Annotated in this window: 24 protein-coding genes; 8 read left to right on the top strand and 16 right to left on the bottom strand. The window is 66.3% G+C overall.

Features of this window, described 5'->3' with window-relative positions:
• Positions 1-8 precede the first annotated feature (8 nt).
• Positions 9-314 carry a hypothetical protein gene (locus QNM97_RS06285; RefSeq protein ID WP_283822030.1) on the bottom strand — a complete coding sequence of 102 codons (306 nt, stop codon included), beginning with the start codon at positions 312-314 and terminating at the stop codon, positions 9-11.
• Entirely contained in the window at positions 302-847 is a 546-nt protein-coding gene (locus tag QNM97_RS06280; protein ID WP_283822029.1) for a YbaB/EbfC family nucleoid-associated protein, read from the bottom strand. The genes QNM97_RS06285 and QNM97_RS06280 overlap by 13 nt, the downstream gene beginning before the upstream one ends.
• A gap of 137 nt (positions 848-984) precedes the next feature.
• Here QNM97_RS06280 and QNM97_RS06275 point away from each other — a divergent pair, with 137 nt between their 5' ends.
• The 6 genes from QNM97_RS06275 to QNM97_RS06250 all read left to right on the top strand — a co-directional run bounded on the left by QNM97_RS06275 (position 985) and on the right by QNM97_RS06250 (position 6,001).
• Positions 985-2,172 carry a hypothetical protein gene (locus tag QNM97_RS06275; protein ID WP_283822028.1) on the top strand — a complete coding sequence of 396 codons (1,188 nt, stop codon included), beginning with the start codon at positions 985-987 and terminating at the stop codon, positions 2,170-2,172.
• A gap of 42 nt (positions 2,173-2,214) precedes the next feature.
• A complete protein-coding gene (locus tag QNM97_RS06270) occupies positions 2,215-2,655 on the top strand; it encodes a hypothetical protein (protein WP_283822027.1) in 441 nt (146 codons plus the stop codon).
• On the top strand, positions 2,655-3,860 hold the full coding sequence (locus QNM97_RS06265; protein ID WP_283822026.1) for a hypothetical protein: 1,206 nt from the start codon (positions 2,655-2,657) through the stop codon (positions 3,858-3,860). Before QNM97_RS06270 ends, QNM97_RS06265 begins: the two co-directional genes overlap by 1 nt.
• A 1-nt stretch (position 3,861) precedes the next feature.
• Complete coding sequence (locus QNM97_RS06260; protein WP_283822025.1) at positions 3,862-4,311, top strand: hypothetical protein; 450 nt, start codon at positions 3,862-3,864, stop codon at positions 4,309-4,311.
• A complete protein-coding gene (locus QNM97_RS06255; protein WP_079930485.1) occupies positions 4,308-5,351 on the top strand; it encodes a hypothetical protein in 1,044 nt (347 codons plus the stop codon). Before QNM97_RS06260 ends, QNM97_RS06255 begins: the two co-directional genes overlap by 4 nt.
• A 320-nt stretch (positions 5,352-5,671) precedes the next feature.
• Positions 5,672-6,001, top strand: a complete 330-nt coding sequence (locus QNM97_RS06250; protein ID WP_231386633.1) for a DUF4333 domain-containing protein — start codon at positions 5,672-5,674, stop codon at positions 5,999-6,001.
• Between the two features lie 6 nt (positions 6,002-6,007).
• Here the strand turns inward: QNM97_RS06250 and QNM97_RS06245 are convergent, their stop codons facing one another.
• The 4 genes from QNM97_RS06245 to eccCa are packed head-to-tail and all read right to left on the bottom strand — an operon-like array spanning position 6,008 to position 12,654.
• A complete protein-coding gene (locus QNM97_RS06245) occupies positions 6,008-6,709 on the bottom strand; it encodes an ESX secretion-associated protein EspG (protein WP_253194027.1) in 702 nt (233 codons plus the stop codon).
• Positions 6,710-6,729: 20 nt separating this feature from the next.
• Positions 6,730-8,265, bottom strand: a complete 1,536-nt coding sequence (locus QNM97_RS06240) for a PPE domain-containing protein (RefSeq protein ID WP_283822024.1) — start codon at positions 8,263-8,265, stop codon at positions 6,730-6,732.
• The gene (locus QNM97_RS06235; protein ID WP_014360752.1) at positions 8,265-8,582 is read right to left on the bottom strand and encodes a hypothetical protein; all 318 of its coding nucleotides are present in this window, start codon (positions 8,580-8,582) and stop codon (positions 8,265-8,267) included. The genes QNM97_RS06240 and QNM97_RS06235 overlap by 1 nt, the downstream gene beginning before the upstream one ends.
• A gap of 19 nt (positions 8,583-8,601) precedes the next feature.
• A complete protein-coding gene (eccCa, locus tag QNM97_RS06230; RefSeq protein WP_283822023.1) occupies positions 8,602-12,654 on the bottom strand; it encodes a type VII secretion protein EccCa in 4,053 nt (1,350 codons plus the stop codon).
• A 123-nt stretch (positions 12,655-12,777) separates the two neighbouring features.
• On the opposite strand from eccCa, the gene eccD reads away from it, so the two are divergent.
• On the top strand, positions 12,778-14,295 hold the full coding sequence (eccD, locus tag QNM97_RS06225) for a type VII secretion integral membrane protein EccD (RefSeq protein WP_283822022.1): 1,518 nt from the start codon (positions 12,778-12,780) through the stop codon (positions 14,293-14,295).
• Between the two features lie 4 nt (positions 14,296-14,299).
• Here the strand turns inward: eccD and eccB are convergent, their stop codons facing one another.
• The gene (gene eccB, locus QNM97_RS06220) at positions 14,300-15,805 is read right to left on the bottom strand and encodes a type VII secretion protein EccB (protein ID WP_283822021.1); all 1,506 of its coding nucleotides are present in this window, start codon (positions 15,803-15,805) and stop codon (positions 14,300-14,302) included.
• 134 nt (positions 15,806-15,939) lie between these two features.
• On the opposite strand from eccB, the gene eccE reads away from it, so the two are divergent.
• Entirely contained in the window at positions 15,940-17,664 is a 1,725-nt protein-coding gene (gene eccE / locus QNM97_RS06215; protein WP_283822020.1) for a type VII secretion protein EccE, read from the top strand.
• Between the two features lie 108 nt (positions 17,665-17,772).
• Here eccE and QNM97_RS06210 read toward each other — a convergent pair whose 3' ends face one another.
• The 9 genes from QNM97_RS06210 to QNM97_RS06170 all read right to left on the bottom strand — a co-directional run bounded on the left by QNM97_RS06210 (position 17,773) and on the right by QNM97_RS06170 (position 23,440).
• Positions 17,773-18,063, bottom strand: a complete 291-nt coding sequence (locus QNM97_RS06210) for a hypothetical protein (protein ID WP_006372859.1) — start codon at positions 18,061-18,063, stop codon at positions 17,773-17,775.
• Between the two features lie 48 nt (positions 18,064-18,111).
• A complete protein-coding gene (locus tag QNM97_RS06205) occupies positions 18,112-18,381 on the bottom strand; it encodes a hypothetical protein (RefSeq protein WP_006372860.1) in 270 nt (89 codons plus the stop codon).
• Positions 18,382-18,505: 124 nt separating this feature from the next.
• Positions 18,506-19,309 (bottom strand): ESX secretion-associated protein EspG, encoded by an 804-nt coding sequence (locus QNM97_RS06200; protein WP_283822019.1) that lies wholly within the window; start codon positions 19,307-19,309, stop codon positions 18,506-18,508.
• On the bottom strand, positions 19,306-20,379 hold the full coding sequence (locus QNM97_RS06195; RefSeq protein ID WP_283822018.1) for a PPE domain-containing protein: 1,074 nt from the start codon (positions 20,377-20,379) through the stop codon (positions 19,306-19,308). Before QNM97_RS06195 ends, QNM97_RS06200 begins: the two co-directional genes overlap by 4 nt.
• A 94-nt stretch (positions 20,380-20,473) precedes the next feature.
• Positions 20,474-20,770, bottom strand: a complete 297-nt coding sequence (locus QNM97_RS06190; RefSeq protein WP_020170620.1) for a PE family protein — start codon at positions 20,768-20,770, stop codon at positions 20,474-20,476.
• A 50-nt stretch (positions 20,771-20,820) separates the two neighbouring features.
• Positions 20,821-22,224, bottom strand: a complete 1,404-nt coding sequence (locus tag QNM97_RS06185; protein ID WP_283822017.1) for a hypothetical protein — start codon at positions 22,222-22,224, stop codon at positions 20,821-20,823.
• 4 nt (positions 22,225-22,228) lie between these two features.
• Positions 22,229-22,522 carry a hypothetical protein gene (locus QNM97_RS06180; protein ID WP_006372865.1) on the bottom strand — a complete coding sequence of 98 codons (294 nt, stop codon included), beginning with the start codon at positions 22,520-22,522 and terminating at the stop codon, positions 22,229-22,231.
• A gap of 166 nt (positions 22,523-22,688) precedes the next feature.
• Entirely contained in the window at positions 22,689-23,120 is a 432-nt protein-coding gene (locus QNM97_RS06175; protein WP_283822016.1) for a YbaB/EbfC family nucleoid-associated protein, read from the bottom strand.
• Entirely contained in the window at positions 23,102-23,440 is a 339-nt protein-coding gene (locus QNM97_RS06170; protein WP_079930498.1) for a DUF2694 family protein, read from the bottom strand. The genes QNM97_RS06175 and QNM97_RS06170 overlap by 19 nt, the downstream gene beginning before the upstream one ends.
• Between the last annotated feature and the right edge of the window lie 28 nt (positions 23,441-23,468).

The following is a 23,468-nucleotide window of genomic DNA, read 5'->3' as shown; positions in this document are numbered from 1 at the left end:
GCTAAGGTTCACGTCCCGGCCGTGTCGCCGCCCTCGAGGTTGTCAGCGGTGTTCCGCAATCCCTCGGAGTAGGTGGTGAGCAGATCGACCTTCGCCGAGATCGCTTCGGACACACTCTGCTTCTGCCCCAGATAGCCGCCGCCCGCACCGCCGGTGGCGAACTGGGTGCCGGGTTCATCGTCGCCCCACGGCGCGCCTTCGCCGGCCAGACTGGACTCGAGACTCGACAACACCTCGCCGAGATTACTGCTCGTGGCGGCGAGATGCGCAGCGGCGGCACGCAATGCCGCGGGTGTGACTTCTAGGTCAGCCATGGTCGTTCCTTCGGGGTGTCGATGCCGGTGGACATCACTGTGCGCCGGCCGCGGGCGGATGGGGTGTTCGTCGTCGGGTCACGTCCAGCGACCGGATGTCGGGCCGTCGACCGCTCGGCCGAGCCCGGTGGCGCCGTCGAGATCTGTTCGGGAGTGATCGCGAAATCACGCAAATCGGGTGCGCCGTCGATGACTTCGGACAGCGACGGAAGTGCCGCGCCCGCTCGTCGCACCGATTCCATCAGGGCTTCACCTTCACGGGCGACCTTTGCGGCGGCCTGTTGGGCCGCCTGGGTGACAAACCCCGACAGATCCTCGAGATCGTGATCGTCGAGGAAGTCGGGGTCGATCTCGGTCTTGATCACCACGCCTTGGGCGTTGACGTGCACCGTGACCGTCCGGTCGGCGACGGTGGCATGTGCCATCAGCTGGGCCCGGCGCCGCTGCACCTCCCGAATCGCGGTGAGTTGCTCTTGTGCGCTGGCCATCAGCTCGTGGAAATCGAACCCGAGTCCGTCGTCCGCCGTCGTCACACGTCCCCCAAGTAGGTGCTCTGCACAGTTGGCCGCAATACTTTCACAGGCGAATGACCGCCGCTAGCCGCCCGACACGCCAGACCCTACGATCACGACGTCCGACCACCACCGAACACGCGTCCCGAGGGAGACCCATGACCTCATCGCCGACCCCCGAATCCGCCGACGACGTGTCGCTGGACTGGGGTTTCCGTGACATGGGCGGCGACGCCGAGCCACCGGCCGCCCGCGCGGGGGCCGACCGCAGCCCCGAGATGCTCCTCGGTGAGGTTGTCGGTGGAATGCATGACACGCTGCCGCCGGCCTGGTCGTTCTATATCGCCGAGATCGCCATCGCCGCCAACGAGCACCGCACCCGAGCGGCCGTCGAAATGCCCGACGGACGACTGCTGCCGCTCACCGTTGATCCGGCGGTGCTGCGTGCCGCCGCGGCACACCGCGAACTCACCGCCGGCGACGCGCCGTGGATGTGGCTGCGGATCACCGAGCATCGCGGACAGCAACCACAGATCGCGGCATTCGACGGCTTCGTCGGCGCCCCGCCCGACCATCTGCTGTTCCCACCGGCCAGCTACCTGACCGACGTCAGCATGTCCGCCGGGGTTGCCACCCCGTTGTGGTTACTCGCACATGTCCACGCCACCGGCGCCCAGCTGCGTGCGGCGTCGGTGGCCGCCGAAGCACCGCCGGCAGAGTGCGTGCACCCTGCCGATGAATTGCCGCCGCTGCCCCTGTTGTGGCCGCGATTTGCCGCGCTGTCGGCGATCTTCGCCGCGGTCGATGCCTTCGACGGGCCGCGCATGACGAGCTCGGTCGGGATCTTCCGCGGCGAACTCGGCGGTTGCACGCTCACCCGACTGCCCCGCGGTCGAGCCGTGCTCTCCGGCGGCTCCGATCATTCGGCGCTGATGACCGCCGCGTACCTCGGATATCTCGAACCACCCGACCTCTATCGCGGCGCGCCCGCCTGGGTCAGCAACATCGTCCTCGACGAGCGCGCGGCCGCCGGGATGCTGACCTTCTGCTACTGGTGGTCCGAGGGCCGGTGGTCCCGAGCGCACCTGACCGGCCCTCCGGAATGGACCCCGATCGCCGAGCTCACGCCTGCCGTCCCCGGGGTCTGGACCTCCACGACGACCGCAGAGTTGGTCCGCTCGACCTTGGCCCAGGCCGGCATCGAGGTGAGCGCGCAGGCCGCAATCGACTACGTCGGGCAGGTCGGCTCCGGCGACATCCGCCCCGAGTTGCTGGCCTCGCTGCCGCATCCCCCGGCCTCGTCGGCGGAGGGATTCACCGTCCTCGATCTCGCCCAATCATGGTGACGCGTTGCGCCACCCAGCAGCAGAACTGGATAGGGTGACCGCATGAGCACCGCCCACTCGGTATTCCCGCACGCGGGATGGGAGATGGTCTACGACCTGCGCGCCGCGGTCCGGGACGGTGACGTCGACGCGGTCTCCGCGCTGGTCGGGCAGGTCGACGTCGAGCAGGCTCGACAGTTGGGCATGATGGCACCCACCCTGCTCGCGCAGTACACGGGTGCCCATCCGTCGCCGGAGACGATACGACTGACCGCGCGCACCCTGCACCGTCACCTCGCGCGCTTCGACACCCGTCATGCGTTGACCGTCAATCACGTCGTCGACATCCTCGCGCCCCTACTGGCCGGAAATCCCTTGCCCGACTGGGTGGACCGACCGGTGGTCCTCGCGACGCTGGTCGGATTCCTGATGCCCGACGGCGCCGCCGAGGACCGGCTACGCGACGACCTCGAGCCGGTGTGGGCCAGGGCGATGGAGTCATGATGCCCTCACCGCTGAGCTTCGACAGGGCATGGTCGGTCTTGACACTCGTGAGTTCGGCTCGGGGGCAACGAGATCGGTGGCCGATCGAAGAGGACTTGCTGACCCTGCCCGACGGTGACGGCGAGGTGATGATTGCCGTCGCGATGACCGCTCTGCAGGTCCGCCTGCAACGCATGTGCGACGGCAACCCGACGGAGAACCAGCTATGGCTCATCGCCGGGTTGCTCGAGCACCAACTGCTCCTACCGGAGGGCTACACGCGCGCACACCTCTACCGACTGCTCACGGCGATCGCCTCGCACGACGAGGCCGCCGTGACCAGCCCGGATGTCGTCGCGCTCCTCGAGCTGGTGTGGGGGCTCAAACTCCCGGCCGATCCGGAAGGAGCCCGAGAACAGTCACTGCGCAGGTGGCGCCACGACAACATCACTTCCGGCGCGGACTTCACCGGCGAAGACTTCGTGATGCTGATCCTCGGCTCCCTGGACCGGGCATGCCCCGAGGACTGGATCAGCTTCGAGGGCACGGTGACCATGGCGACGGGTCAGCTATTGGCCAACTTGTCCGTCACGACGCCGGCCGAATCCGAGGCGGTTTTCACCACACTCATCCTCATGCCCGACCTCATCGGATACCGCGAGGCGCATGGACTGTCATGGCTTGGGCACATTGAAGCCTCCGACACCGGTGCCGAGTTGGCAGTGATGAACCGCAACACGACGCCGCACCCCTCACAGTTGTTGCGTATCAGCGACTTCTATGCAGAGCTACCGCCCGGACCGTTGGCCGAGGACACCCCCGGCTGGCTCCACAGCTATCTGACCGAGGGCACCATCGATTACGGCTCGGGGCAACGGCCGGTCGCCGGGCCCGCCGAGGCACTCGACATCGTTCGGCGCAAGGCAGCCGAACGAGGTCTCGGACCCCGGTTCAACACCCGCATGCTCGTCGCGGTGCGGCTGCCGGTCGGCTATCGGGTGTTCATGTACCAGCCACCGGACACCCCGTTCGATCAATTGATCGTCGGTTCACCACGGTTCTACGTCGGCGACGACTGTCGGATCTATCCCACGCGCGCAGGGCTCCCGGCACATTCCGACGAAGAGTTCCGCGTCGCCTTCGAACAGCGTCATGGCTACGACTCCACCACCGGCGACCCGTGGGTTCGGCCCGCCGCGATCATCGGCCCCCGAAAGCCGGACTGAGGTGAGCGGGGTCGGTGTGTTCTCCGAGCGAGGATGGGATGCGGTGTACCGCATCCGGTCTGCGGTCAACTCCGACGATGCCGACGGCTTCGGCGCGATCGCGCAACGCCTCGACCCCGAAGTGGCGGTGCAGGTGACGATGATCGGTGAGACACTGCTGCGCGTCGCGCTCGGTGACGACCCGGCGGCGGCCACGCTGGCCGGCGCGGCAGCGACCCTCGCCCCGCATCTGCGGCACTTTCTCGGCGCACCCACCCTCGAACCCGAGCACGCCGCCGACCTCATCCGGACCGGTCTGCGTCTGCGTGATTGTCCCGAATGGGCTTCTCGCGCACAGACGATGATGTTCTTCTGCGGATTCCTCGCCCCCGTCGACGACGCCGACTTCCTCGACTTCCGGCTCCGCGCCGAGCCGGCATGGTCCGCCGCGATCGAAGACCACGTGCGGTGAGTGCCGTCATCGATCCGGTGGTCGCCGACCGATGGTTGCGAGAGCTGGCCGTACTGGCGGCGGGCTGCGCCCCGGGCGAGCGCAACGCGCGGTGGAACACCATCCGAGACCGCCACTCCCCCACAGATATCGATGAGATGCTGCAAGTCGCGATCCGCGCGGTGCGCGTGCGCATCGACGAACTACTCGATGGCCGGCCCACCGTCGAGGGCGTTCTGGGTATCGCGGCCATGAGCATGAATCGGGTCGGGCTCGACGACCCGGCACGCACCGGATCGCTTCTCGCCGGCTGCCTTCCCGGAGCCGGTCACACCATAGGAACCCTTGATGCCCAACATCTTCCGTGGCTGCTGGCGACCATCGGGATGCCAGCCGATCACGAAGAGCTCCGAGGTTGCTTCGTCGTCGACTGGCTGCGCACCCAGCGCGTCGACATCACCGAGTCGGCATCGGCACTTCGACAAGCGATACTCGACAGCCTCATCCGCGCCGCACCGCCCGGCTGGACGTCGATCACCGGAACCCTGTGCGCCGCAGCCGGAGCAGCCCGCGCCACGTTGCGGGTCACGCGCGCCGGAGGCGACGTCGGCATCTGCGCCCCGGTGCGGATACCCGCGCTGCACCGGCTCCGCACCCTCGACGCCGGCAACGGAATGCCCTGGTGGCGAGCCGAAGTCTGCATCACCCACGACGGCGGCACGTTCCTCACGACATCGCCCGAGATCGCACCACCGCCGGTGGACCTGATGCGTCCCAGCGATTATCGTGCCGACGCAGAGGTCAACGGAATCGACTTGCCGCCGTGGGCAGTCCGGTTCTGCGCCACCGGCGTCGTTCCTCCCGCCACCGCACCCGTACTCGCACCGGCCGCCGCTACCGATGCGGCCCTGATCTGGTTGGCCTGTCGGAACATCGAGGCCGACCCCCGACATCTGATGATCGAGCGGGTGGCCGCCGGATATCGCGTGCACGCCCGCGCCGGGCTCGACAGTCACGTCGTTCACGTCACCGATACCGGCGAGACGTCGGAAATGCCGTAGATGTCGGACCCGCGGACGGCTTGTGGACCTCGCGGCGCTGAATGCTTGGGACGCTGGTAATTTCGGCGCCGGTCGGAGAGGTGCGTTGGACACCCGAGACCACAGAATGCCGACGTGCTTGGGGGAATGTCATGACTGGTCCGTACCACGAACAAGGTCACGCCGCAGGACCGTCGACCGGATTCGGGCCCGCTCCCCAACCTCCACAGGGCGGTCCGGGCTGGGGACCTCACACCGGGCCGGGTGGTTCTGCGTGGCCTGCGCCGCAACATCCTAAGAAGAACCGGAAGCCGCTCATCATCGGAGGCATCGTGGTTGCGGTGGCAGTGATCACCGCAGTGGTGGTGACGGTGGTGGTGCTGCTGATCGGAAGTGGCGGCGACCAATCCAGCAGTCACGATCGCGCCGAGTTGATGAGCGAGGTCACGATGGATGCGAAGTCCGTCTACGGCGCAGGCAACGTCAGCTCCATCACCTGCCCGCAACAACCACCCACCACGGTCGGGGCGAGCTTCACCTGCACCGCCGAGGTGGTCGGTGAGTCCGCGCAAACCATCAAGGTTCAGGTGACCGACGGCGGGTGGACCGTGTCCATGCGGCCGCTACGCCCTCACATCACCTACCCCAGCATGACGTTGCCGTCGAACTGAGTCACCTCAACGGCGACCTTCGTAGATCTTCCTGACGGCGGCGACGTAGGTGTCGAATGCCTTCGCCGTGCGCTCCGGAGTCGCTGAGACCACTTGTCTGGCAGCCCGGTTGACGATCAGGTCGCCATGGTCGCGAACGCTCACGATGTCGAAGGTGTGAGAACTGTCGTCGCTACGCCAATCAATGGCCGGGCCGGCGAGAATACCCACCGGAATGACGGCATCCAATCCGCCGGCGAACATTGTGGCCAATTCACGCTCTTTGGCCTGCTCGTCTGCCGTCGCGCGGCCTCCCGTGAACCGCCACTCACGCTGCGGTTGGCCGGGTACGACCGCCAGAGTGGCCGCGAGCGCTCGACCGACGTCCGACGAACGAACGGCACGCAACCCCACTTCACCACCAGCGTCTTCATCGACTCCCGGCTGTTGAGCTGCGATGCAGGCGATCTCACCACGGACACCGACGTGTAGGCGAATCGGAATCCTGCTCCGCGAGCCGAAGATCTCTATACGAACCTCGGGATTGGTCAGGGCCGTGAGCGCGGGTTCGTACCATTCGGTCAGTGTTCTGTGCGCCTCTTGGAGCGCAACAATTCGTTCGTCGGCGTATTCGCCCAGTGTGGTCGACGTCGATCGAACCTGCATCGGATAGGGAAGCCGGTCGTAGTGGAACTGCTCCCACATTTCTTTGAACGCAACCGGACTCATCCGCCACACCGCCGAGACCATCAGGCGCGTACCCCTCCGTCCGGACCGGGATTCTCGCCGTTGTCGCCCGTGGTTACGGGCGCTGCGTCGTCTTTGGCGACACCGACGATCGCCTCTCCATTGACACGTGTACGCAACGCCTTGAGTACCTTGTGGACTTTGTCTCCGCCACCACCCGCTCCTCGTCCTCCCGCGCCGGGCGCTCCTGCACCCGAGGTCCCCGTCCCCTGTGATGTTTGTGCGATGCCTGCGGCTGGACGCGCAGTCGTCGTTTGCTCAGATGAAGTGGTTCCGGCTTTGGTGGTGCGTTCCGTGGGCTTCTCCGGGGTCCCTCCGCCGGGCGCGCCACCGCCGCCTCCGGCGCCTTTACCAGCTCCACCGCCACCTTTGCCTGCGCCACCGCCCCCGGCGCCGGAGCGCAGTGCCGCCGGACTCACCATTCCGGAGAACCCCGATGCCTCGCCGGTTGGTGCTGTCGCCGAAACCTGCTGCGCTGCTTGTTGTACCGCCTGTTGCGCGGTCTGTTCGGCTTGGGAGAGCGCTTGCTGGACGCCTTGCGCTGCCTGCGAACCCAATGAACTCAATGCCTGGCCCGCGGTGTTCGCAACCTGTTGCATCGGATTCTCCGAACCCGACGCAGGGGTTACCTGCTGGCGTTTGATGTCGTCGAGTGCTCGGTTCACAGCTTTGGAGACGTCCGGGTGCGGGGCCCCGCCTCCCCCGCCACCTGCTCCACCGCCTCCCCCGCCACCTGCACCACCTGCACCACCGCCCATGGGCCCACTGTCGAACCCGCCTGTCGGGTTACCACTGGCTGGGGCCATGGTCGGCATATTCTGTAGGACGGCATCGAGCGCTTGCGAGTAGTTGGTGGTCAACAATTCTTTGGCCTTCGTCGCGGCCGCATACGAATCGTCGAGTATCTTCTTCAAATCATCAAAAGGCGAGTTCTCGTCGCCGTCCATATCGGCGAACTTCCAGGTATAGCCTCCGGTATAAGTATTTTCTGTCACCACTTCGTCGTAGGAATAGTAGTTGCGAACTTCCGCCATCGATTCGTTGTTGAACTCGTGGTGTTGATAGCGCGACTCCGGTGTTTCCGGAAAGTTCGACACCACGAGGTCGAAATTCTCCGCGAGATGGGTCAGCCTGTCGGACAACGAACCGCCGAACTCCCGAATGCTCTGCGGGAACTCACCGACGAAAGAACTCACGGCGCCGTTGGCGGCAGATGCCGCATCACCCGTCCAATCACCACTGGTCACATCTGCGATGTTCTTCTTGTACGATTCCATCGCGTCGGCCCATTCTGAACCGAGGGTCTTCCAGCCGGCTGCAACGGCGCGCACCGTGCCCGCATTGAGGCTGTCCTTGACATCACGCATCTGCAAGAACGTCTTGGAGTCCCAATTCTCATGATTGACCGCCAACGATTGCGTGTCCGTCCCCGGCTTTCGCTGCGTCGCGTTCTGCAGCGAAATCAGGGTGTCGAGGGTGTTACGGACGGCCGTCGGAACCGACGGCACACTGATCGACGTCCGGGTCTCCTCGCCCACTACCTCGGCCCGTCGGCATCGCGCACGTGTTTGAGCGCGCTGTCGATCAGCAGCTTGGTGTCATCCACCATGTCCGACTGGTGGTGCCGTTGTGTATCCAGATCGGTCAACAAACCCTGCAGGCGTCCCTTGGCGCTCTGTCCGTCCAATGCCTTACCGAGCGCATCACCGAGATCGGGGACCAACGTCGACATGCTTTTTCCGAAGAAGTTCTTGATATCTGAAAGCGCTTGATCGACTTGGCCTTCGACGGCTGGGGACAAATGAAGCCCCAGGCCTTTGTCGTTGGCCATCTTGCCCATCTGGTTCTCGGTCACAGCTAACCCCTCCCCGTCGTCACATCATCAACTGGATCATCCCCGAACTCTGCGTCCGCGAAATGAACATGCCTCGTCCCGGCGGCATGGGATGCGGCCGGAAGTTGCCCAGCAACGGACCTTCGTCTTTTGTACCACCCATGATCAGGCCGTTGCAGGACAAGTCCTTCAGGCGTCCGACAAACGGGTCGTACAGGGCGCGGCCGGCTCCGCCGACCCGGCGCGTCACCACCACCCGCAGGCCGATGTCGCGGGCCTGCGGCAGGTAGGGCACCACGGGCGCCAACGGGTTGTTGGTGGCGGTGACGATCAGGTCGTAGTCGTCGATGAGCAGGTAGACATCGGGGCCCGACCACCATGAGCGCTCCTTGAGTTGCTGCTGGGTGACGTCGTCGGGTGGTAGGCGGAGTTTGAGCAGGCCGGCGAGATTGGCCATCATCTTGCTCGCCGAGTCCTCGGCGGTGGCGTAACCGCCGAGCTGCTCACCCTCCATCACACCGAGCAGTCCACGGCGGTAGTCGATCATGATGACCTTCGCCTCGTCCGGCGTGGCGTTGCGCACAACACCTTCGGCGATGTTGCGCAACAGGGTTGTCTTACCCGCCTCGGCCTCGGCGAACACGACGAGGTGCGCCTGCGCCTCGAAGTCCACGACGACCGGTGCGAGTGCCGCCTCGTCGATGCCGATCACGATGCGCGACTTGGAGAGCGAGCCCTCCCGCTCCGCGCGCGCGAGCACCGCTACCGGGTCGAGTCGATCGGGTAGCGTGCGGACCTGCGGTGCGCGTCGGGCGCCGTAGAATTCGGTCATCTGGGCGACCATGGTCTGCACCCCCTCGGGCAGGGAGTCCACCGAAGAGTCGGAGTCGATGCGCGGCAAGCCGATCAGCAGGTGCAGACGCTCACGCCCGATCCCCCGTCCCGGCCGATTCTCCGGAATGGCCTCCTGTGCTTTGCGTCCCATCTCCGAGTCGGACGAATCACCGAGTTTGAGCTCGATGCGGGTACCGAGCATGTCTTTCACGTTCGCACGGATCTCCATCCATCGCGACGCCGAAACGGCAAGGTGCACACCGTAGGACAGACCCTGCAGAGCGATGTCGACAAGTTGGGATTCCAGCGCCTCGAAGTCGCTGCGGACCGACGCCCATCCGTCGACGACGAGGACGACGTCTCCGTGTAGATCGGCGCTGAGCGGGTCCGCGGCACGCTCGGCCGGCGACAGGGCGGCCAGGCGCGCCTTGCGTTGCCGGAAGTCGCGCATCGATTCGATACCCAACTCGCGGAAACGTTCTTCGCGCTCGCGCAGCACCGTGGAGACCTCGGCGACCGTGCGGTTGACCTTGTCGCGGTCCATTCGCCCGGCGACACCGCCGACGTGCGGGAGATTCTGCAAACTCACCAACGTGCCACCACCGAAGTCCAGGCAGTAGAACTGGAGTTGCTCGGGTGTGTGGGTCAGTGCGCCCGCGGCGATCATCGTGCGCAGCGCGGTGGACTTGCCGGACTGCGGTCCGCCGACGATCGCCACATTGCCTGCAGCACCGGACAAATCGATACTCAACACGTCGCGGCGCTGATCGTAGGGGCGGTCGAGGATGCCGATCGGCATCCACAGGGCCCCGTTGATGTTCGCCGGATCGCGCCAGTCGGGGCCGGGCAGCAACTCGTTGACCGCTGGACTGTCGTCCAACGGCGGCAACCACACCTCGTGTGCGGGCCGTCCATGTCCCTTCAGCCGCGCGACCACTACATCGAGCAGCGAGGGCGTGTTGCCGGTTTCGGCTGCCTTGAGTTCGGACTCGTAGCGGTCGAGGTCGGCCTGCTCGGCGGCGGTGAGCGTCGAAGAAGCCTCGGGCACCGCCGGTTTGTCCACGTGACCGACCGTGAACAGTTTGGGCGCAAGCGCTCCCAACTCCGAATGCCGAGCACCGCCGAGCTGCGCGCGGGGCTTCACATACGGCCCCGACACGTACGAGGTGTTGAATCGCTTGGGTTCGTCGGCGTCGGACTTGAGGAATGCCGAGCCCGGCACCGACGGCAGGTGATAGGCGTCAGGCACCCCGAGTACCTGCCGGGATTCGCCTGCGGAGAACGTCTTCAGACCGATCCGATATGAGAGGTGTGAGTCCAGCCCGCGAAGTTTGCCCTCCTCGAGGCGCTGAGAAGCCAGCAGCAGATGCATGTGCAGCGAACGGCCCAATCGGCCGATCATCACGAACAATTCGGCGAAATCCGGCTTTTGGGACAGGAGCTCGGAGAACTCGTCGACCACGATGAACAATGCGGGCAGCGGGTCCAGGGGTGCTCCGTTGGCCCGGGCCCGTTCGTAATCGCCGACGTTGGCGTAGTTCCCGGCGCGACGCAGCAGTTCCTGACGTCGATTCATCTCTCCGGAAAGCGCATCACGCATGCGGTCGACCATGGTGATCTCTTCTTCGAGGTTGGTGATCACTGCCGCAACGTGCGGCGCCTGATCCAATCCGAGGAAGGTGGCTCCACCCTTGAAGTCGACGAGAACCAGGTTGAGCGCCTCCGGTGAGTGCGAGGTGATCATCGACAACACCAACGTGCGCAAGAATTCCGATTTGCCCGAACCCGTTGCGCCGATGCACAAGCCGTGTGGGCCCATGCCGTACTCGGCGGCCTCCTTGATGTCGAGTTCCATGGGCTGACCGTTGGGGGTGATACCGATCGGAACGCGCAGGCGTTCGCGCGGCGAACGCGGCCGCCAGATCTCTTCGGGGATGATCTGGGCGGCGTCGGGGATCTTGAGCATCGCCATCAAGCCGGGATCGATCGCGTTGCCTCGGACCTCGGCCTCCAGGCTGACGATGTGCTGGGCGGCGTTGGCAGGCCGGTACCGCCCGATCCGCCGGGCGGCCGCCTCGGCCTCGGCGACGCTGAGCGCATCGGGCACCCCAAACTTCTCCACCCCGGCCGGCCCGCGCGCTGCGATCGTGTCGGCGTCGACGAGCAACTGCAGGCCGCGTCGCGCCGCGAGTCCGTCCTTGGGCGCGTTGAGGTCGAGCACGGTGACCGACTCCAGACCGGCCTCGGTGACCAGACGCTCGTCACCGGAGACGTAACCGTCGTCGAGCACCACGATCATCTGTTTGACCGTCTGATTCGGAGATGCGTTGCGCGAGAATCGTCCCCGCTCACTGAGCTCGGCACCCATCACCGCCTCGAACTTCGACAGCGACGAGAACACCATCCGCATCGGACCGATGCCGTCGACGTGGGCGGGATTCTGGGCCTGGGGCAGCCATTTGAGCCACTGCCACACCGCGCCATCGGGATTGGCGGTGACCACCGCGATCTGCAGGTGGTCGGGACTGTGGAACAGACACAGCTCCACCACCATTGCGCGCACCAACGACCGCGTCATCGCCCGATCACCCTCGATGTTGATCGCCGGGAATCGCCGCAGGCTGACCGCGGTCGGCAACGAATGCACCACCGCATGGGTCCGCACGAATCGGCGCAACGCCACCGTCGAGACCGGTTCGAGGTCCTCGGTGGGGCCGGTCTCCGGTGCCAGCAGTCGGGTGGCGAGTCGCTGGGTGCCCACCCCGACCCGGGCATGACAGAAGTCGGCGTCGTCGGGACGCCGTTCCCACATGCGCCGCGATCCGGCCAAGTCGATCAGAATCCGCGGGTCCGGGTGCGTCCACTCGAGTGCCGCGCGCTGCTCCTCGCCGGTGGCGTCGACGTCCTCACGGAGATTGCCCAGGTATCGGAAGTAGTCCTTGCGTTCCTCGTCGAGTTCCGCGGCCGCCTTTCCGGCCCGCTGACTGCCGCCGCCGACGAACATGCCCACCATCGACATGACCATCATCATCGGGAACATCATCATCATCGGGTTGGTCGCAAGGCTGCGACCGCCGACGGTGAACATCAACGCGATCATCCCCACCACCGCGACGACCATCACCAGCGGCAACAGCTTCATCAGCAGATTGCCCGGGATGACACGCGGGACCTCCGGTGGCGCCTGCAGATCGACCTCGCCGCCCGGTGTCTTGGGCGCGGCGATCCGTGGCCGCCGCACAAATCCTTCTGTTCCCACGTACCCCTCGCTACCCAGGTGTCGATTCTCTGACCGAACTGAGGTCCTCCCCATCGGTACCTGCCAGTAATCTATGACGTTAGCGAAGCTCAGGGCCATCAGCCGAAAGGACCACTCGTCCAGATGACACTTCCCCCGTCGCTGCAGCCACTCGACGACCTCGAAGCGGAGTCCGCGAGTGAACCGGAACTGACCCGGGTGACCTTGCTCGTGGGGTCGTTGACCCTGGATGTCGGCGTTCCGGGAAATGTCGACATCCGGGCATTCATGCCCGATGTCCTGCGGCTGATCAACGATCGTCTCATCGCCGCCGCCCCCATCGACGGTGAACGCCTCGAACTCTTCGACGACACCCCGGGCCTGTGGACCCTGGCGGCACTCGGGCGCCCCGGCGTGGACGACACACACTCGCTCGACGAGGTCGGGTTCCGCGAGGGCGATGTCCTGTCGGTGCGCAGAGTCGGCGACCATCCGCCGACGATGCTTTTCGACGACGTCGAGGACGAGGCCGTGAGCAACGCGGCACACCTGCGCACACGAATGCCCGAATGGGGTACGGCACGACGACGGGTCGCCGCCTTCGGCGTCGCGGGCATCGCGACCATCGGCCTGCTGGTACTGCTTCTCGCCGGTGGGAATCCGCCGGTGTATGTGCCCGTTGCGGCCACGGCGTTCGCCGCGGGGCTCATCATCTTCTCCGCCTACACCGCGCGCGGCCTGTCCGACGAGTACGCCACCGGCGCTACCGTCGCATGCGCGCTGCCGCTGGTGTTCGCCGGCTCGTTACGGCTGTTACCCGGTGCGGTGGGGTCGGTGACCTTACCGATGGCATTCGGCATCACGGCACTGATCTCGTTCCTGGCGTTCCAGATCAGCGGGGTCAATCGCTCGCTACACGCCACGGTGATCACGCTGACCGTGTTCCTCGGCGTCGCCTCGGTGTGCTGGAACCTCTTCGACGTCACACAACGTCAGGTCGGTGCGGTGCTGACGGTGGTCGCGGTGATCGCGGTGTCGATCGCGCCCAGGCTGACCATCACGCTGGCCAAGCTGCCGGTCCCCCCGGTCCCCACCGCCGGTGAACCCATCGACGACATCGACACCCGGGGCGAGCCCACGGTGCACGGGGTCGACGCGGTGACCTCACGATCGGTACCGACCGCCGACGGCCTCAACGAACGGATCGATCGGGCCAACGCCTATCTGACCGGAATCCTCGTCGGCTCGGCGATCACCGTGGTCGTCGGGGTGTATCTCAGCGTGGACACCTCCACGGGTCACTTCTATTGGCAGGCAACGGTGTTCGCAGCCCTTGCGGCAGCAGTACTGTGCCTGCGCGGACGCACCCATCACGATCTGCGCCAGGCTGCGACGATGGTCGGTCTCGGCCTGCTCGCCGCACTGACCATCATCGTCAAATCCATGCTGCTGCTCGAGGATTGGGCCGAGTACGGGTTCCTGCTGACCGTCGGGCTGGGGATACTGGTCTTCGCGGCCGGCGTCGTCGCCCCTCGATTCGAGTTCTCGCCGATCGCCCGACGCTACGTCGAACTACTGGAGTATCTGCTGATCGGGCTGATCATCCCGTTCGCCGCCTGGATCATGGGCATCTACGGCTGGGTGCGCGGACTCGACATCTGAGTGCTCACCCGCCGGCCGCGGCCGACGGGCTCGTCGGTACCGCGCCGGTGTCCCCGTCATACCCGCCGTGCGCGATGAGTGCCGCGTCGGTCGACAGGGTCGGTCCGGCGGGCAGGAGCGACACCACATTCCACGGCGCGAGCTGCGGCAGCGTTTGCTTGCCGTCGGCACTGCGGACACCGGAAACGCCGAGTGCATCGGCGGTTTTCGGATCCGGGATCGGGTAGCGCAATCCGGTGTCGGAGATGTAGAACAGTTGACCGGCGACCCGTCCCTCACCCGCGGCCTGCACGTATTCGCCGGTGCCCGGGGGAATGTAGGCGGCGTCAACGGCCGGACCGTCGCCGTCGGCGCTGACGAGAGCACTGGGCTGCGCGTTCTCGCCGATGGGCAGCCGGTTGCCGACCAGTATCTCCACCGTGGGGCTCTGCGAGAGGCTCGGCGCCGACCAGTGGGTGCAGATCGTCGAGTAGCCGCCCAACGTGTACTGGGGCACCCGGGACGGATAGTCGGTGGTGTCGACGGGCAGCGCAGCGGACTGCGGTAGCGAATTCAGTGCGGCAGGCGGCATCTCGATGGCATCGCCGAGCAGGCCTGCGTTGCTGTAACGGATGATGTCGGCCGTGGCGTCGGAGACGGGGGCTACACCGTCGGAGAGCACCACGTACTGTCGTGTGCCGCCGGATTCGACCGACTTGACGATCGACCCGATCTCGACGGGCTCGGGAAACGACAACGACGACCGGCGACCGGCGTCGGGAATGACGATAGGACTGATCGGTGCCACCGGGCGGAAGGATTGAAGCAGCCCCGCCGAGGCGTGGATCATCGACGCGTCGGTGATCTTGAGAGCGTTGATCAGTACCGGATCGGTCGGATCGATCGGCGCGCGCTTGCCGTCGTAGAGCAGGAAGTGGTGACCGTCGGAGTCCTCGGCGATGGCAGCCGAACCGGCCGGGGCGACGCCGATGTCGGCGTTGAGGGCCGGCACCGAGGACAGCACGACGGTCTCGGTGCGAAACGGTGAGGTGTCGTCACCGGATCGGGTCTGCGAATCACACACCGACCAGTCCGAACGACTCAGATCGTCGGCCTTGGCGATCGAGGCAGGCGCGCCGATGATCCCGAGGGTGGGGCCCGCGGGCAGCGATCCGAGGTCGGAATCCTTGACCTTGGTGGGATTGTCGGGTTTGCCCGCAATCAGGCGGGCGGAGGCGAGGTTGAGCACGGGATGCAACTCGTTGTTGAACCGGACGTACAGCGCTCCCGAGGACTGCGAGGTGATGATCGTGGAGTTGCCCAGTGACGGTGACGGTTTGAAGATCGCCAACGCGGCGCAGGCGCCCACCACCAGCACGCAGATCACGAATCCGACGAGCATGGCCCGTACCTGACTGCGCATGGGGTCGTGGATCATCCGTGAATCCCGACGGATCAATGCGTGTTCGAGCCGCCGAAGCAGGAAACGGTATCCGTTGACCTGCGCCCGCGTCGTCAAGCGCGCCGGCATGAGACCCCCATCCGAACAACCGTATTCGCGTACACGATGCACCCACAATCGAGTGGCCAGGGTACCGTAGCCCGAAGTCGGGTGTCGTGGGCCGGTTGAGGCGCCCCGTCGTCGTTTGGGGGGAGGATCTCGTGGTGACAACGCCATCGACCACTGCGCCCGTCGCACAGGCCGATCCGCGCTCACAGATCGCGCCCGCGCCCGGGCACTCGAGGTTGCGGTCCTCGTCGCAGAGCGCGGTGCGACGCATCGCACCGACCTGGTGCGTCCTCGTCGTCGAGCTGATCGCGCTGGGCACGCTCGTCGTCATCGCCACCACCGGCATCCCCTGGTGGATCGCCGCTCTCGTCGCTGTGCTGATCGCGGTGTGGTTCATTCCCGTGGCCGGGCACCCGGTGGCGCAGCGGGTGCGCGAGCGGGTGTCCTTCCGAATGTCGCACGACCGCAGGCGACGCCGCGCCCAGGCGGTCTCCGAGCCCTTCGACATCACCACCTCCGACGGCTCACAGTTCGGCCTGCGCTGGGACGGTGACGCTCTGGTGTCGATGCTCGAGATCGCCGAATCCCCGGAAGCACTGACCATTCTGGAACCGGGCGCCACCGTCGACGCCGTCTGCATCCCGGTGCGGGTTCTCGCCGAGAGCCTCCGACAGTTCGACATCACGTTGGCGGCCATCGATGTGCACATCAACGGCTCCCGGTCCCGCGGCAACAGTCGGGTGGCCGCGGTCTACGACGAGGTACTCGGCCCACTGCCGGCCATCGCGCACCGGTCGGTATGGCTCACCGTCCGCCTGGATCCCACATTGTGTCCCGAGGCCGTCGCACGACGCGGCGGCGGATCGACGGGCATCCTCAAAACCGCCGTCACCGGTACGCGACGGGTGGCCAATCGCCTACGCGAGCACGGATTCGACGTGCGATCGCTGACCGCGGCCGAGATCACCCGGTCCATCACACATCTGTCCGACGGCATCGCACCGGAGACCGTCGAGGAGACCTGGGAGAACTGCCGGTCCGGCCAGATGCATCTGCGCAGTTACGGTCTCGAGCAACCGATCCTGACCTCCGCCGGTCTCGATCGGCTGTGGACGGTTCCCACCCACACCACGACTCTCGCGCTGTCGTTGCAGGCCACCGAGGACACCGACCTCATCGAGGCCACGGGCCTGGTCCGCTTCGACACGATCGCACAGCCCGCCCGGGTCGATCTCGACGGGCTTTCCCCGCTGGGCGGACATCAGTTCGACGCGCTGATCGGCTCACTGCCACTTCCGCGCCCGCAGTCGGTGGGTGTCCGCGCAACCTACGGCAGCCCTGCCGATTTCGGTGAGCTGCGGCTCCCGGCATCGGGGTGCGGCCAACTCATCGGCGCCGATCCTCACGGACGGGCCGTCGCCCTGCCGATCTTCGGTCCGACCATCGATCGCGTGGAGATCGCGGGAAGCCTGCACCTGGCCCAGCAGGTGGTCTTGCGCGCCATCGCGCTCGGTGCGCGCGTGCTCGTGTCGACGCGACGCCCTGCGCACTGGCAGCAGATGGTGGCTGCGGTGGGCAACAACCACCTGCTGTGGGTCGCCGAATTCGACCGTGGCGCCATGCATGCCGGGGCCGAGGCCAACTACTCGGTGATCGTCTTCGACGGCACCCGCACGCGGCCGGTCAACTCCGGTGTCACCGCACTGGTCGTGCAGCCGATCGGGGCGCCGCTGTCGGACTCTGCCGATGTCACGCTGGCCCAACTCCATCGGGAATCCGACACGGTTCGTGTCACCACGCGCAGTGGGGCGGTCGTGGTGGAGATGGTGGCCGGCGATGACGAAATGGCTTACGTCGGCGCCTCATACGATCTGGACTGAGCACCGCACGGCCTCCAGCCGCATGGTGAGACAGCCGCAGGGTGGCACCGCCGACACGGGCGTCCGACACCGTGGTGTCGGACGCCCTGATTCGTCGATGTGTGGGTCTCAGCTGAACAGCGAGGCGTTCTTCGCGTCGAGCGCCTGCATCATCTGGTTCTGCTCACCCGCATGCTTGGTCGAGTCGTTCATGTTGTTGAACGCGTCGATGAGCTGCTGGTCGATCTGCGACTTGACGTGCTGCAGCGTGGTGGCCGCCTCGCCTTCGTAGATCTCGAGGAGCGAGTTGAACACCGCATTGATGTCGTCACGAACTTCGTTGGCCGCCTTCAGGTATGACGCCTGATCGCCGAGCGTGGTGTCAATCGAGCCGTGATTGTAGGTGATCTGTTGTGCCATGATGGTCTCCTGGTCGTGGGTGCCTGCGAATGGGAATACGGCTGCGGGTCAGTGCGAGTCGCCGGCAACCGCGTTGTTGATACCGGTCTCTGCGGCATCGACGGTGCGGTCGAGCAGCGCGATGATCTGGCCGAACTCTTCTTGATTGGCGTGGGTCTTCTGGAGATGCACGTGCGAGGCATCGCCCTGCCATGCACCGCCGGTCATCTCGACGTCGGCGTCCTGAAACTTCTGCAGAAGTTGCTTGGCATGATCGCGCTTGTCCTTGATGTCGGACAGCTTGGCCTTGGCCTCTTGCGGAGAGATCTTGAGTCCCATGTCATTTCCCTTCGATGGTGTACGTCGATGGGTGCCCGGGCGGGCCACCCCCTGTTGTGGTCTTCGTTGTCGTGACGTCGGTGTCCCGACTCCCGACATCAGTGACTGTTCGGCTGGTCGTCCCTCACCACCCTTCCGGCAGCAGGGACATCAACTGCGCAACCGCCTGTGCGATCCGGTGGTCGGAACCACCTTTGAGACTGCACCACAGTTGCCCGTCCGGTGACGTGCTCGGCGCACTCAGCACACACCCGCGCGCCGCGTAGAACACCGCGAGGGCGCCGCCGGCGACGATGCTGCGGTCGACGTGCGGATCGAGTGCGGCAACCCGCATCTCCACGGCCGCACGGTAATCGGCGAGCACGGCGCCGAGCACGAGCGCGGTCCGCGAATCGGCGCCGAGCGCGTGTAGTTCGTCGGCGATCGGAGTCGCGGCGCGCAGGCCGGCGAGGTGCTCGGCGACGTCGACCGACGGTGCGCTCACCGAGCCGCAGTCGACGTCGATCGCCTTCGGCAACAATCGGGCGACCTCGGCGACCACCCGCTCGCTGCCCTCGGCCTCGAAACCGCGCACGCGGACGGTGTCGCCGCGGCGGGTGGCGACCACGTGAGATCGCTTGACTCGCAGCACCGATGCGCGGAGCAACCCGTCGGAGGTGATGATCCGGATCGAGAGTTCCCGCTCGGCGCGGCGCATCGTGGTCAGGACGTGGGCGAGGTCGGGATCGATCTCGCCGTCGACGATGAGCTCTCGATCCGACAACTGCCCGACGCACCGATCCCGGACACGTTGCAGCTCGCCCACCGTCGGTTGGGTCGGCCACAGCGCCAGCGTATCCGGCAGTGTGTCGACGCCGAGCCGATCGGCCAAGGTGAGGATCTCGTCGACGCTCAGCGCGTCATCGACGTCGAGGGTTGCCATACTCATCCGCGTCCTCCCCGTTCACCGATGACCGACGGCGACACCCAATCGTTGGACGAGGCCTGTTCGAGCCGGCTGCCGTCGATGTCGACCTCGTCGTCCGCGATCGGCGGTGCCGCCGTACCTCCGAAGGTCGAGGCGTCCGGACCCCAGCTGACACTGTCGACCGAGAATCCGCCCGCGCTCGACGCCACGACCGGCGACCAGCTCGCGGGCCGCGACTCGCCGGCATCGGAGAGCGAGGCCGCAGGTCGGGCGGAGTCGAACTCCTTGTCGTCCCCGCCGGCGCGACCCATCGCCCCCATGGGTCCCATCGGCCCGGATGTCGTGGCGCCCGCCGAGGTTGCAGACGCGGCGACAACCCGCGAACCACGTTGCGAGGTATCGGAATTGATCGTCGGCGTGCCGAAGGCGCCCAAGGGCATCGCGGGCATCCCGCCACCGGCCCCGACGCCACCCGCACCACCGGCCGGGGCGCCGGCACCCGTGCCCTGGGTGGTGTCACCGTCTCCGGCGGCTCGCTCGGCGGCGGACTTTGCGATATTCGGTGTGGCCTGGGTGTCCCACGGCGCAGCCAGCGGGGTGACGGTGTGCTCGTAGCTGTTCATGATCGCGACCGCGTTCGCGGTGGCCGCCTGCACCGCGGCGTCACCGGCTCCGAGTGCACCGACCACGAGCCCGTTCGGGTAGCCCTGCAGGGAACTCCCGATCGCGAAGGCCTCCTGCAGTTTCACCGCTTCGGGCACCGTGGGCATGGCCAGCACCGCCACGCCGTGCGCCACCGCGGCGGATTCGGCACGCCGCGCGTTGGCAGCGGCGTCGAGCGCGACGGTGTCGAGCCAGTGGGCGAACTCCTCGAGTTTGGCGTGCACGGCCTCCGATTGCTCCGAGCGCCAGGCCTCGTCGAGCTTCGCGAGCAACGCGCGGTAGTCCTTGGCGATGTCGGCGAGCTCGCGGGCAAGCCGTGACCAGGTCTCACCCGCCTCCCCCATCGGACCCGCACCGGCACCGTTGACCAGGTCATGCGCCAGCCGTCTCAGGTCACGCGAGGCCCAGACAACCCCCGTGAAGCCCACGTCGTCCCCTCCCCGTCGGTCGGTCCATGAACAATGTGCGAACAGTGAATGAACAGTGTTGTGACCGATGGCTTTTCGTCCACAACACGAGCGATCAGGTGGTGATGAACCCCTGGTCGGTGTCGGTATCGGCAAGCGAGGAGGACACCGTTGCGACGGCGTCAGAGATCTCTCGCAGTTCGGCGACACCACCGTCGCCGGCCTTCCGGAACGCCTGGTGCACCTGCCCCATGGTGGTCGCCGCGCGTACCGACACCTCGTCACTGCCCGCAGGCTGCGGCGTCAGTGAGGCATCAGCGGTGTTCAGCACGCCATTCAGTCGATCGGCGAGTTTGCCCAGTTGCCCGGCGACCTCGGAGATCTTGGCGGTGTCTGCACTCAGTTCGGTCATGAATCCTCCTGTGTTGTGGGTGTTCTGGTGAGATCGCGCCTCGCGAGACGTCAGATTCTCAGGTCGATGTCGGGGCGGGCCTCGGTGTCGTCGTCCATTTCGCCGATCACGGCCGGCGCCACATCGGCGAAGTCCCCGACGATCTCGCTCCCGGATTCGGAGGTGTGCAGGAAGTCGGCGGCGGTGTGGCCACTGCCCGCACCCTTGCCCGCCCCGGCTCCCGCTCCGGCCGAACCCATTCCGCTCATCGGCGCGTAACCACCGTTGCCGGTGGTCGTGGCCGACGCGGTGGTCGCCGCGGCCGTGCGCTGTTGGCCCGAATTCGTTGATTCCTCGGTCGGCGGGGTGCCCGACGGTGCGGTTCGGCTGCTCGGTGGTGCGGAGACCGGCGAAACCCCGACACCTCCGCCCCCGCCGCCACCGGCACCTGTGGGCTTCGAACCACCACCGCCACCACCCATTCCGGCCGGACCGCCGGCACCGAGCCCGACGGGGGTTGCCGTCGTCGACGTACTGGTATCCGTGTCGGTGGACGTCTTGTGCTGGGCCTTGTCGATCGCCTCGCCGATCTTGGTCCCGGCCTGCACCGACGACTGCACGATCTTCTCCCCGGCGGAGAACACCTGCTCGACGACGCCAAATGCGGGTTGTATCAACCCGGTTCCCATCTGCACCATCGAGGAGAGCATCTCGGTGGGAACCTGCGGGGCGTTGGTCACCGACACCGGCGCACCGTCGGCGGCCACTTCGGCGGTGTTGACGGCCATCAGTCCCTTGTGGACGCCCATGACCGCGGTGGTACGGGTGATCGCGTCGGTGGCGGCCGCCACGGCCATCGCCTGTCCCCACGGTGTGACGATCTGCGGAAGCGCGACGGCCATGGTGGCCTCGAACTGCGAGATGATCTCCAGCAGATGCGCTTCGGTGGTCTTGGTGTCCACCCCGGCCTGCACCACGTTGCCTTTGATCTTGCCGGACTGGACTCCAACCTCGGTGCCGTCCTTGCCCAGTTGGGCCGTCTTCATCGCCGCCGCGTCGGCGCCTTCGCCCTGCCAGCCCTGCTGCATCGCGGAGATCACCGTCGGCAGTGACGACGCCACCGAGGAGAAGGCGCTGGTGATGGATTCGAAGATCTTGGTCGGGTCGAGAGCCTCGAACACCCCGCTACCCAACGTGCCGAGCGCATCGAGCACTGGCTGGATCAGTGCACCGCCGTCGATCGATGCCAGGGTGTTACCACCTGTGGGCAGACCGGGCAACGCCGGGAGCCCCGGAATCGGGCCGGGCGTGGGGATTCCAGGTGGCACGGGCAGACCCAGGCGACTCAGGATCTCACCGGTCGGGGTGTTCAGGTACTCGTCGAGGCGGCTTTCGATGGCACCGATCACCGGGCCGGGGTCGTACCCCGGCATCTGCGTCGCGGCAGCGGCGACGGCCTCGGTGGGACTCGCCACGCCCTCAGGCCTGCATGCCGTCGGCGAAGTAGGTACCGGCGGCCGCGCCCGTGGCGCCCGCCGACATCATTGCGTGCCCCGCCGACACCAGGAAGGAGGCGGCCAGATTGGATGCCTGCGCGGGCGCATAGCCGAGGAGGTACTCGACGCCGATCGGACCCACCGCCAGCGCGACCGCCGCGACCATGGCCTCGGCATCCGCACTCGAGGCCAGTGCGATCAGATCACTCGCCGACATATTGGCCGCCGCGAAGGTCTCGATCACCCCCGGCGTCACCGCCAGAACTCCGTTGGACATGTTTCGTGGACCCCCACCCTGTGAAACCGATCGTTAGCAACTTGAACCAAGTCAATCAATGGATCACCACACGTGCAACCTCAACGCGGGTATGTCGTCACCATGAATGACTCGGACTCGTCGCCGCGTCGGATACTACGGTGTATTCGTGGCCGACGATGCGTCCTCAGCCCTTGTCGCGCAGGCTTTCCGGAGATGTCCGCGGTTGCGGATCGGGCAATTCCGACAAAGGTCGCCGAGGGGTCGCCGTTGTCCCGTCCCACCGCTCGAGTGGCTCGTTCTGATGGCGGCCGAATTGATCGGTGAACTCTTGAATCAGGGTGTTGCGGCGGTGTAGTGAGGCGCGCGCGGCGTGCTGTGCGGTCTCGACGATCAACGCAGAAAGCGACGAATCGGTATGCCGTGTGATGCCGGGCCCCAGCCACAGCCCCGTCATCGCGCCGACGCCGTCGACCTCGACGGTGACGACCTTGTCCGGGCTCGACACCCTGACGCGAATGCCGGCGGTCTGTGCCTGCAGCGACTCCATCAGGTCGCGTTGTTTCTCGATGCGCGCGAGCACCGAATTCGCCAGCGTTCTCATACCGGCCTCAGCCATCCGTCACCGGACTGTTCGTCCTGGGCACGCTCGTTGAGTTCTTCGAAATCGTGCAAATCGTCCTCGGTGGGCAGTTGCGCATACCGGATGACCTGCGGATCAGTGCCCTGCTCGACGAGTTGCCGCCGGATCTCGACCTGCGCGCGCATCGCCGCAAGCCTGCTCAGTCGCAGGATCTCGTCGGCGAGCGCCTGGGGGTCGCCCTGAAGCTTGCGCGGGTCGATGCGGAGTGCAACCGGCAGTCCCACCTGGGTTGTCCGCACCGCGACGGCACCCGAACGGGACTGTGCTGCCGACATCATCGGCGGTGGCAGAGCCATCAATCCTCCCATTCACTAACATGACGCA

The organism is Gordonia sp. L191 (assembly GCF_030077625.1).
GTDB classification, from domain to species: Bacteria; Actinomycetota; Actinomycetes; order Mycobacteriales; family Mycobacteriaceae; genus Gordonia; species Gordonia polyisoprenivorans_A.
The sequence above is the reverse complement of the archived record's forward strand: the minus strand, read 5'-3'. Positions and strand labels throughout refer to the sequence as shown.